Annotated in this window: 8 protein-coding genes; 5 read left to right on the top strand and 3 right to left on the bottom strand. The window is 33.2% G+C overall.

The genetic code is table 11. From position 1 onward, the window contains the following. Window positions 1–146 precede the first annotated feature (146 nt). Complete coding sequence (locus tag B0A57_RS02315; protein ID WP_228463480.1) at window positions 147–551, top strand: hypothetical protein; 405 nt, start codon at window positions 147–149, stop codon at window positions 549–551. A gap of 54 nt (window positions 552–605) precedes the next feature. Continuing rightward, window positions 606–743, top strand: a complete 138-nt coding sequence (locus B0A57_RS12360) for a hypothetical protein (RefSeq protein ID WP_228463481.1) — start codon at window positions 606–608, stop codon at window positions 741–743. Between the two features lie 371 nt (window positions 744–1,114). Here B0A57_RS12360 and B0A57_RS02310 read toward each other — a convergent pair whose 3' ends face one another. Both B0A57_RS02310 and B0A57_RS02305 read right to left on the bottom strand, forming a co-directional pair. Next, window positions 1,115–2,506: a DUF5689 domain-containing protein gene (locus B0A57_RS02310; RefSeq protein ID WP_034099391.1), complete on the bottom strand. Its 1,392-nt coding sequence runs from the start codon at window positions 2,504–2,506 to the stop codon at window positions 1,115–1,117. Between the two features lie 11 nt (window positions 2,507–2,517). Further along, entirely contained in the window at window positions 2,518–5,295 is a 2,778-nt protein-coding gene (locus tag B0A57_RS02305) for a carboxypeptidase-like regulatory domain-containing protein (RefSeq protein WP_034099389.1), read from the bottom strand. A 703-nt stretch (window positions 5,296–5,998) separates the two neighbouring features. On the opposite strand from B0A57_RS02305, the gene B0A57_RS02300 reads away from it, so the two are divergent. From B0A57_RS02300 to B0A57_RS02290, 3 genes are all read left to right on the top strand, one after another. Further along, entirely contained in the window at window positions 5,999–7,105 is a 1,107-nt protein-coding gene (locus B0A57_RS02300; RefSeq protein ID WP_011964327.1) for an endonuclease/exonuclease/phosphatase family protein, read from the top strand. A gap of 62 nt (window positions 7,106–7,167) precedes the next feature. Next, a complete protein-coding gene (locus tag B0A57_RS02295) occupies window positions 7,168–7,533 on the top strand; it encodes a hypothetical protein (RefSeq protein ID WP_011964326.1) in 366 nt (121 codons plus the stop codon). Between the two features lie 23 nt (window positions 7,534–7,556). Then, window positions 7,557–8,075, top strand: coding sequence for a 3-hydroxyanthranilate 3,4-dioxygenase (locus B0A57_RS02290; protein ID WP_034099387.1), 519 nt, complete (start codon window positions 7,557–7,559; stop codon window positions 8,073–8,075). Here the strand turns inward: B0A57_RS02290 and pbpC are convergent, their stop codons facing one another. After that, window positions 8,076–10,451, bottom strand: coding sequence for a penicillin-binding protein 1C (pbpC, locus tag B0A57_RS02285; RefSeq protein ID WP_034099385.1), 2,376 nt, complete (start codon window positions 10,449–10,451; stop codon window positions 8,076–8,078). It abuts the gene before it with no gap. Window positions 10,452–10,460 lie beyond the last annotated feature (9 nt).

Genomic DNA, 10,460 nt, shown 5'->3' with positions numbered 1-10,460 from the left:
AGAAGTGTATAAAAAGCGAAAAGAAGATATTATGATTAAGGTTAATTTGAATTAATGATTAAGTTTTATGTTTTTAATTACATGATTATAAATTATTTGTAGATTTACAATTCAAATAAAATAAAAAAAAAACGAAAAAAGTATTAGTGCTAGTAGTATTATTTGTTTCGTCTGTGATGGCAGCTCAAGACATGGAAGTTACAAAAGGAGATTTTAATTTTCTTAAAGACCAAAAAGAAATTAATGTCGAATTTTTATACGGTAATTTAAAACTATTTAAAGAAAACAAAGCCGATGCGCAATATGTAGCTGAAAGAACAGCAGAATTGAATGAAAAGACAAAAGGAGTAGGGACTGCTTGGGCAAAAAAAGGGTATTCTAGTAGGGATCTTTCTTTTGAGCCAAAATTTTTAGAATTAGTAAATATAGTACTTACTAAGGATAAAAAAGAATTATCTTTTCAGGAGGGTTTAAAAGATTCAAAATACACTTTGATTGTCGATTTAGAATGGGTTTATCCAGGATATAATGTTGTTATGGCTAAAAAATGAGCAAAGGTATCGACTGTTTTAAAATTTGTTGAAACTACAAACAGAAATAATGTGGTGCTTGCGATAAAAAGCGATGAAGCTCCAGGAGATGTTTTTGGCGGTTCTTTTAGTAATGAAGATAGGATTGCAGAAGGATTTGCTAAAACAGGTAAATCATTGGCAAAATTAATATTAAAAAGAGCATATAAATAATATTTTTAGAATATAAGGCAAAAAGAAGCTGTCTTTTCGGATAGCTTCTTTTTTATTAAATGTTCAATTTTGCTCTGGCGCTATTTTGTAACACTTTAAGTACTTGATTTGTATGGTTTTAATTTAAAAAAACTGTAATATTTGATGGGTATGTTTATTCCGAGCAGCGAGCAATCTCCTAATCTGAATAATTTGGCAGGGTTTCTTATTCCTGGGAATAGCAAATCTTGTGTTTCTGATTTTAGTAAATTCAATAATAAAATGGTATTAGTACTTAAAATATGCTAATAATTAGTATAATAACAAAAAAAAAGACTGTCCGGAAATTACTTTTCGGACAGTCTTTTTTTGTAATTTAATTTCGGATATTATTAGTTTATAACAATATCATCTACTTGTATGGTTGTTGTTAGTGCTGGTGTTCCTGAGTATTCAAAAACAAAATAACCATTACCTGTTAAACCTGCAGGAATAGAATAAGTACCCACACTGCTAAAGGCAGTTTCTGAACCGCTAACTGCTGGATAGGAAATAGTGAAATTAGAAGTAATATTAGTAAACACACTCGAATTAATAACACTTCCTGGCACATAATTAGCACTACTAACATAATATACTTGCAAAGGTGTTCCTCCAGAATAATATCTGGCTTGTTTTTTAAATGTAAATGTATTTGCTGCTGTAAAATCGACAGGTACTAAAAAGTAAGTTTTAGCAGTAACGCCACCACCACCATACGAAGACATTTCGATATATTTATTACCCGTTCCGGTTGGATATTGCTTTAGCGACCAGTATCTTGAGCTTACATTTGCGTCATTTATATATTTAGGAAAATTTACCTGATCTACAGCATAAGTTGTAAAAGGCTCGTTTAATGTTCCTGTAAATACATTTGCGTTCCCCACAATAGGTGTAGCAAAATCAACTCTCGGTTGTGTTAACTTTACATCTCTTTCGGTTCTTAAGATGAGCTGATAAGAAGAGGTGCCATATTTAGTAAGAACACCTCTTATTTTACCCTTTTTAGACGGCACAATATTTCCTGCAAAACCTGCATAACGGCTAGTTCTTACAATAAAGCTTGTAATACCATCTTCAATAGTAATACTAGAGTCAAATTTATCGGATCTATCTGTATCATAAGATATGCCTTCGGTTTCAAACTGTACATTATCAAATTCTACTAAAGTATTTAAATAAGGATTGTTTGGTGCTTTTGCTTGGGTTAGTGTTATGTGATTTACTATAGCATCTTCATTAACTGCATCACAAGAGGGTATAAGGTGCTTAGGCAAATCTAGAGCTGGCAATCTATCAACAGTATATTTGTCAGTTGGAGGAGCGCCAAAAATAAGTCCTGCTGCAAAATTGGTAGGATTTCCGTAAGCCAATCCTTTCATTTTTAAGAATACTTTTCTGCCTGGCTCATAACCTTTATTATATACATTGCCTAGATCTATAGAAAGGTTGTATCCTTTACCACCACCTATGGGTTGCACATACATGTTTTGATAGAAATTTCCTCCCTCGTCGCTAGATACAACATATCCTTCTATAATGTCATTAGCAGTATAAGTTGGTGTATTAGGAATTGATCCTGTTGGATTTATTGCTATTGCATAAATGTCAGCAACTTCTTTATTTTTTACCAACCCTGCACTAATGCAATCTTTTGTTTTTGGATCTTCAAAAGTATCATTAACGCAACTTGAAAGAAAACCAAATGTAAAAATCGATAGTATTATTTTAATGTTTTTCATCTCAAAAAAGGTTAAAAGGTTAAATAGATATTTGCCGTGTAAGTTCTTCCGTAACCATTGAAGTATTTAGAACCAAAAACTAATGGTCCTCCACTAAAATGATCTTGATCGTCTTGTTTGTATGAGGCATTTCGAGATTGTTCGAAACCACCTGTTTTGTATTTTACATCAAGCACATTGTTTAGGTTTGCAAAAAGGCCTAGTGTGTACCTGTTTCCAATTCTCCAAGATTTTCCTCCTACTAAATTTAATAATCTAATTGGGTTAAATTTTTCTTGTTCTAAATATTTTCCTGCTTTTTCTTGATCGATTGTAACACCCGTATTGTTTGCTTTGTCGAAATAACTTGCTGTTCTTTTTATAAAAGAAACATCTATAAAGTTCTCTCCAATATAATTGGCATTCAAACCAATCCACCAAAATTTAGGGTCTCTATATTCTATACCAGCAGAAAAAGCTTGTTGTGGCGAACCTGCTTGTTTGTATCCTTGAAGACTTGCGGTACCTTTATCTCCGTAAAAACCAGTTGCATTTAGAGGGTCGCTATCATTTTGTAGAAATACATTAGGATTGTTTGTAAATGTATATTCTCCGTAAGCGGCAACTCCGGTAAGTTTTATTGTAGAGGTAACTTGGTATTCTAAACCTAGTTCTGCGCCTCTATTCTTCTTATTTATTCCGGTTATTGTTTCTGTTACGAAAGCACCGCTTCCTACACCGTCAGCAAAATAAAAATTAACATCGGTAGCATTTAATGTTTCAGAAAAATAACCTGTTAACCTTCCTTTAAATTTTGGCGTTTTTACAATATAACTAAGATCTGCACCTTGTATAGTTTCATTAGTTAAATTAGGAATTATATTGTTATTTACACGTGCGTTAGGAAATACATCTTTAGCATTTGGTGCTTTCGACATGTAAATTGAATTGAAATCGATGTAGTTTTTTCCTGAAATCTTATATGTAATTCCTCCTTTGAAACCAAAGTTATCGAAAGCAATTTTTTTGCTTTTCCCAAAAGAGTCATTAGGGTAATAACCGTTTTTGTATAACCCTTCTCTTTGGTATGTTGAGCGAGAGAATGTTTGTGCCAAATAGAAATCTACTTTTTTGTAAACAAATTTAAATTGTGTAAAAGCGTCTAGTTTTCTAACATCAATATTATAGTTATAGCCGTATTTCTGACCCACACCAAGTGTTCTGTTTGGATTGTTTAAATCCGATTGGTATTGGTCGGCAGTTGGTCCAAATGTATTTATATCTGTAAAATAAGTTCCGCCTAACAGGTCTAACATATTCTTAAAGTTTTTAGTATAAGAATATTGGTAGTTTGCACCCGCATTCAAAAATATATTGTCAGAAAGTTGGGATGCAATATTAGTATTTGCTGTAATAATATCTTCATCATTTCTGTCTTCATATTGCACAATTCTACTTCCGTTTGCAATATTGTCCTTGTTTATTTTGTAAATATTGTCCCAGTTTACTTGTGGGTCATTTGTAAAATTTTTCTTCAAATCAGCTGCTGCGTTAATATATCCAGATGTATTACCTAGGTAATCGCCAGTGCTATTAAAATAATTTAATTTATAACTTGGTAAGTTTTGATAATAAATAGGGTCTGGATTGTCAGCGTATTTATAATCGAAACGGCTATTTCCAATTCTTCCTGTTTGGTAAGAAGCTGTAGTGTTTACATTTGTTTTAGGTGTTACTTTCCAGTAATGCGTTAACATCATAATTGGCTCTTCAGAGTCTTTGAAACGTGAATTGCGTTTTTTTCCGTCTTGCCATCCCCAGTAAGAGTTATATTTTTCACTTGTTAGCCCCGTAACTTCATCGGTATTTGGAGAGTTTTTTCCTCTTTTATTTTGCGCAAAAATAGAAGTAAAGTTTAAGCTATGTTTTTCATTTATTTTTTTCTCAACACTAGCAAAAAATGAATTTGCGCTGTAATTTGTGCCATCAAAATAACCATTTTCAGCCCAACGTCTTCCTGCCGAAATAACATAAGCCCAGCCGTCTGTTCTCATACCAGAAACATGGGTAGCCATCATTCTAAAAGAATAATTTGTATTGGTATTTAGAAACGAAAGTCTGGTTCCTTTTCTGTATAAAGACGCTCTTGTATTTATTTCTTGAGTTCCTGCAATACCACTAAAAGTATAATCAGAAGGCGCAGATCCGTTAGTAAATTCCTGATTGCGGGTTGCATCGTTTAGCCCGCCCCAATCACCATATTGTGGTCTTCCGTCTGCAACACGGTTCATCGAGATTCCGTTTATCATAATGTTAGCATACTCATTATCTATACCACGAACACTAAAGCGTGCTTGGCCAAAATTATAGGCGGCAGCCTGCAAAAAAGTATCTCTAGATGATTGTAATAAACTTGCTGTTCCTTCAGAACCACTTCCTTCGTCACCTAAATCGTCTTCAGTTATATTAATCAAAGTAGCTTTTTCCTCTTGAGAAGCATCCTCCTCTAAAACTACAACACCTAAATCTAACATTTGTCCTGCTAGGATTTCGATTGGAAACAACTGACTTTTGTAACCATCACTCTTAATTTGTAATAATTGACTCCCTTGAGAAAGTCCCGAAAACGTAAATTTACCATCAGCATTGGTCAGCTGAGTGAAATTTGTGTTCTGAATCGAAGCAACAACATTTTGTAATGACTTTTGTGTTTTAGCATCTAAAACCTTACCAGTTATACCAGTATTAGTTTGAGCCAAACCAAAAAAAGCTTGCAATACAAATAGCGTACTAATAACAAGTTTTTTCATAAATTTAATTAAAGTTAATCCCTATTTAGTGCTTAAACCAAATTAAACGGGGGACAAATTTACGAGATTAAATTAAATACTGAACATTTTTTACGAAACTCATGTTAAAAATGATGTTTTATTAACTTTAGCAAATAATTTTACTAACCTCTTGTTCCTAATCTGCTAATAAAAAAGCTTAGCAACTCGTTTTGTTTCTTTTTAAGCACATAGACTTATAGATTTTATCAAGATGTTTTACTTTATTATTGTAAATCATAGCTTTGCGAGCCAAGAATTGCCCTGTCTAACTCTTTTTTCTATATTTCTATGCGGTTTATGTTTTAAAAGAATGTGTTTTTATCGCTTAATCTTACAATAAGCATCTTTTTTAAATCTCATTATTTGGGTTACCACAAGGATTGGGCTTTGCGTTACAAGTAAAATTTACAGAATTCCTATAAAAATATGGTGAAGTAATTTTTTTGAGACAGCAAAAGCCTCAAAAAGGATCTCCATTTTAATTCCTAGCGCAAAAAGCTGTAATGAATAGATTTAAGCCGTTTTTATTAATTATACCCAGCAGGTTTAGCGCTTATTTTGTACAGCTATTTTCAAAATAAGCATTTCTTAACAAATGAAAATTAGGCTATGTCTAATATTATTTTACATTTGTAGCCCCAAAAGCTTCTTTAGTTTTTGTCGTAACTAATTATTTTATTTTATGAAAATTAGAAATTTTTTCACTACCCTATTGTTATTCTCGCTTACGATAGGTGCAAATGCACAAGCAAAAAAATTTGCAATACACACCGTTGCCTTTTATAATTTCGAAAACCTATTCGATACTATAAACAACCCAAACATTGACGAGGAGTGGTTGCCAAACGGCGCTCAGAACTGGACCTCAAAGAAATACAAAGAAAAAATACACAATTTAGCCCGAGTAATAAACGAAATAGGAACTGGAGAAAACCAAAAAAATGCACCCACTTTTATAGGCGGAGCAGAAATTGAAAATAGAGGAGTTCTCGAAGATTTAGTAAAAGACCCGCAACTTATAAGTAACGATTACGGAATCGTACATTTTGATTCTCCTGACAAACGCGGAATAGATGTAGCGCTGTTGTATCAAAAAAAGCATTTTCAACCCACAAGCTATATTAATATACCTTTATTAATATACAAAAAAGACACCAAAGCTAAAGCCGAAAAAGAAACAGACGAGGATAAAGCCGATAAAGATAAGATAGAAATTTCGCAAGACAGCAGGGTCTATACAAGAGATATCTTATTAGTAACTGGATTACTTGACGGCGACGAAATAAATGTAATAGTAAACCACTGGCCATCAAGATCTGGCGGAGAGAAAAAAAGCAGTCCTTTTCGTGAAGCAGCAGGAAGAATGGATAGAAAAATAATGGATTCTATTTACAAAGTAAACCCAAATGCGAAAATTATTAATATGGGCGATCTAAACGACGGGACTTACAACAAGAGTGTAAAAGAAGGCGTTGGCGCAAAACTTAAAAAAGAAGAAGTAGAAAAATTTGGTGTTTACAATCCGTTTGAAGAAATGGCAAAAAAAGGAAATGCTTCTTTGTTTTACCGAGATGCTGGAGATATTTTCGACCAGATAATGGTTTCGCAAACACTAATTGAAAAAGATTATTCTTCTTTTAGATATTGGAAAGCTGGAATTTACAACAAACCATATATGATTACCACAACCGGACAATATAAAGGGTATCCGCTACGACATGGTAACAATGAGATTGGATTTAGCGATCACTTTCCTGTTTATATTTATTTAATTAAAGAAGTAAAATAAAAGCATTAAACCACAAACTGAATGTCTTAACAACAAAAGACATTCAGTTTTTTTTATCCGTTATGAAAAATATTCTCATACTGTTTTTTTTCTTTTTCTCGATAAATAGCTTTTCGCAAGACACGATTACAACCGCAAAGGCAAAAGATTACATTAATAATTTAGCTTGTGTAACTGGAAAAGTAGTATCCTACAAATTAGCTTTTGAAGGAAAAACCACAAATTATATTAATCTAGATGCTACCTATCCCAACAATATTTTTACCATCGTAGTTACCAACGAATATTTAGAAACAGCGAAAATAAAAATAGAAGATTTAAAAAATAAAATTATTTTTGTATATGGACGCATTACTACTTACAAAAATGACCCAAAACAAATTCCACAAATATTTAATCCTAGGTGGATTGAAGTAAAAAAACAGTAATTTTATACTTTAAAAACACGAACATGGCAATTGCAAAACCCTTCAACCTCAATAAATGGATTCACGAAAATCGTCATTTACTAAAACCACCTGTTGGTAACAAAAATTTGTATGTAAATTCTGGAGATTTTATCGTCATGATTGTGGCTGGTCCGAACAATCGAAAAGATTATCATTATAATGAAACCGAAGAATTATTCTATCAATTAGAAGGTGATATAACGATTTATATTCAGGAAGATGGCGAGAAAAAGGCCATGCAATTATCTGCAGGCGATATGTATTTGCATCCCGCAAAAGTACCGCATTCGCCAGTTCGATCGGCAAATTCCATAGGATTGGTTATCGAAAGAAAGCGAAACAATATAGATGCTAAAGATGGTTTGCTTTGGTTTTGCGACAATTGTAATTATAAACTGCACGAGGTTTATTTTGAACTAAACGATATTGAAAACGATTTTCACAAACACTTCAAACATTTTTACGGCACTGAAAATTTAAGAACGTGTAAAAAATGTGGCACTGTTATGCAACGGCTTTAACTAATCCCTGACGATTTCAATTTTCTTTCTAATTTCATAACCACTTTCATCGATTACGGTGATATAATGAAAACCTTGGGTTGGTGTTATAGGCATTTCGTGAAAAGTTTTGGTCGAACCTTTGTACACGTTATCTATATACCAATAAACTTCAGTCTCTCGATTAGAATGGGCTATTTTTAAAATTACAGGTTGTATTTCGCTATTGAAATTTTTGGTCAAATATATTTTACTATTTGTTTTAGGATAAATAAAATCCATTGAAGGAGTAAGTGTTCCTGCACAATCGCTTCTGTAAGGAGGCAAAGGCAAATAATCTACGTGTTGGTTTTTGTAATACCATTCCATTACGGGAGGCAGTACAAACCATTTTTTAGTCATGATATTTTCCACATTTTCGCAACTGCTATTTACTCTATATTTTCCGGTTTTATCTAAATGTACTGTTTTGTGATAAGGACAAATAGAAGTTGTTTTTCCTTTTAAAGAAACCAATTGTTTTATTTTTGGACAATCTTCTTGCGCCAAATGACCACTAAGTTTGCACACTTCGACTTCTGTCAAATCTAATAAAGGCATTCCGAACCATTTTTGTCTAGGTAACAAATTAAACACATCGAACAAAATAGGAGCAGCGCTGGTAACTCCAGTCAGCGTTGGTCGTCCTTCTCCCGAAGCATTTCCTACCCAAACACCTACTACATATCTAGCATTTGTACCAATGGCCCATGCGTCTCGATTACCAAAGCTGGTTCCTGTTTTCCATGCTATTTTTAGGGAACTGTCATAAAATTTCCAAGCTTCATCGCCTTCCGGACGGTTTACTTCTTCCATCGCATTGTAAGTTTGCCAAATGGCTCCTGCGCCCAAAATAGTTTTTTGCTTACTATCATAACCAAAATCAGGGGTGAAATTATGGTCGTAATTAAGTTCTACAAATTCTTTGGTTCTGTAATTGCCATTGTTTTTATTGAAATAATCTATTGTTGATGATAATCCTGCATACGTTCTGCACAAATCCCATAAATTACTTTCGGCACCACCCAAAATAAGTGATAATCCGTAATGATCTGGCGATTTCGAAATATCTCGGAGTTTGAATCGTTGCAATTCTTCATAAAATTTATTGACACCAAAATCTTGTAACATCAAAACGGAAGGAATATTTAAAGAACGAGATAAAGCCCTGTGTGCTGGAACGGCACCATCGAATGTTAAATTGAAATTTTGTGGTGTATAACCTGAAATCTGAGTAGGAATGTCGGCCACTAATGTGTTCGGCAAAATCTCGCCTTCATCGAGCATTTCTGCATACAATAAAGGTTTTAAAATACTTCCAGTACTTCTTGGCGCTTCAATAATATCAACATCTTTCTGATGATTCAAATCGGTTGGAGAATTACCCACGTAACTAATTATATTTCTAGTTTTAATATCAATAACAATAATGGCTAAGTTATTAACCTCATTTTGTTTGTACTGATTGTAATAATATTTAGCAATTTGATTGATGCGATTTTGTAAGGCAATATCAACAGTAGTTTTCAATCGAGTTCCTTCTTTGTTTTTAGCTACTCGTTGCAAAAGATGTGGCGCAATTTGGGGTAAATCGTATGGTTTTTGCGGCAAAGGTTCTTCGATAGCCAATTCATACGTTTGGGCATCAATAATACCTTCTGTTTTTAATTTTAATAAAAGATTGTTTCGTTTTTTAAGTAGCTTCTGCTGGTTTTTTCCAGGATAAATTAAACTTGGCGCATTAGGTAAAACTGCTAAAGTAGCACTTTCTGCCCAAGATAATTGATGTGATTGCACGCCAAAATAACGCCAAGAAGCCATTTCTAACCCTACTACATTGCCACCAAAAGGAGCATGAGCAGCATATAATTCTAGGATTTTATCTTTACAATGGCGTAATTCTAAACGAGTTGCTAGTATAATTTCAATTACTTTTTCAAAATAAGTTCTGTTTTTTCCTTTTCGAGACAAACGAATCACTTGTTGTGTTAAAGTGCTTCCGCCACGAACCACTTTGCCTGCTTTTTGGTTTTGTTTAATAGCATTAACCATCGCTACAGGATTAAATCCAGGATGTTTGTAAAAATATTCGTCTTCAAAATAAACAATACATTTCTTAAATTTATAAGGCACACTGTCTTGCGCTGGAAATCGCCACTGACCGTCGTGAGCAATTTTTGCACCTAATAATTCGCCTTCTTTGCTTTCAATTACGGTCGAATACGGTTCTTGAAATAAAGTGCTGGGTAACGAAAAATAATAAACCATCAAAAGTATGAATGCAATTGATGATTTTATTTTGTTTCGTTTTATTGTATTGATGATGCGTTGTAAGAACGCTGTAATTTTAGCTTTCAAAATTTATTT

This window comes from Flavobacterium psychrophilum DSM 3660 = ATCC 49418 (assembly GCF_002217405.1).
Classification (GTDB): domain Bacteria; phylum Bacteroidota; class Bacteroidia; order Flavobacteriales; family Flavobacteriaceae; genus Flavobacterium; species Flavobacterium psychrophilum.
Note: the sequence above shows the minus strand (reverse complement) of the source record. Positions and strands in the feature narration are given on the sequence as shown.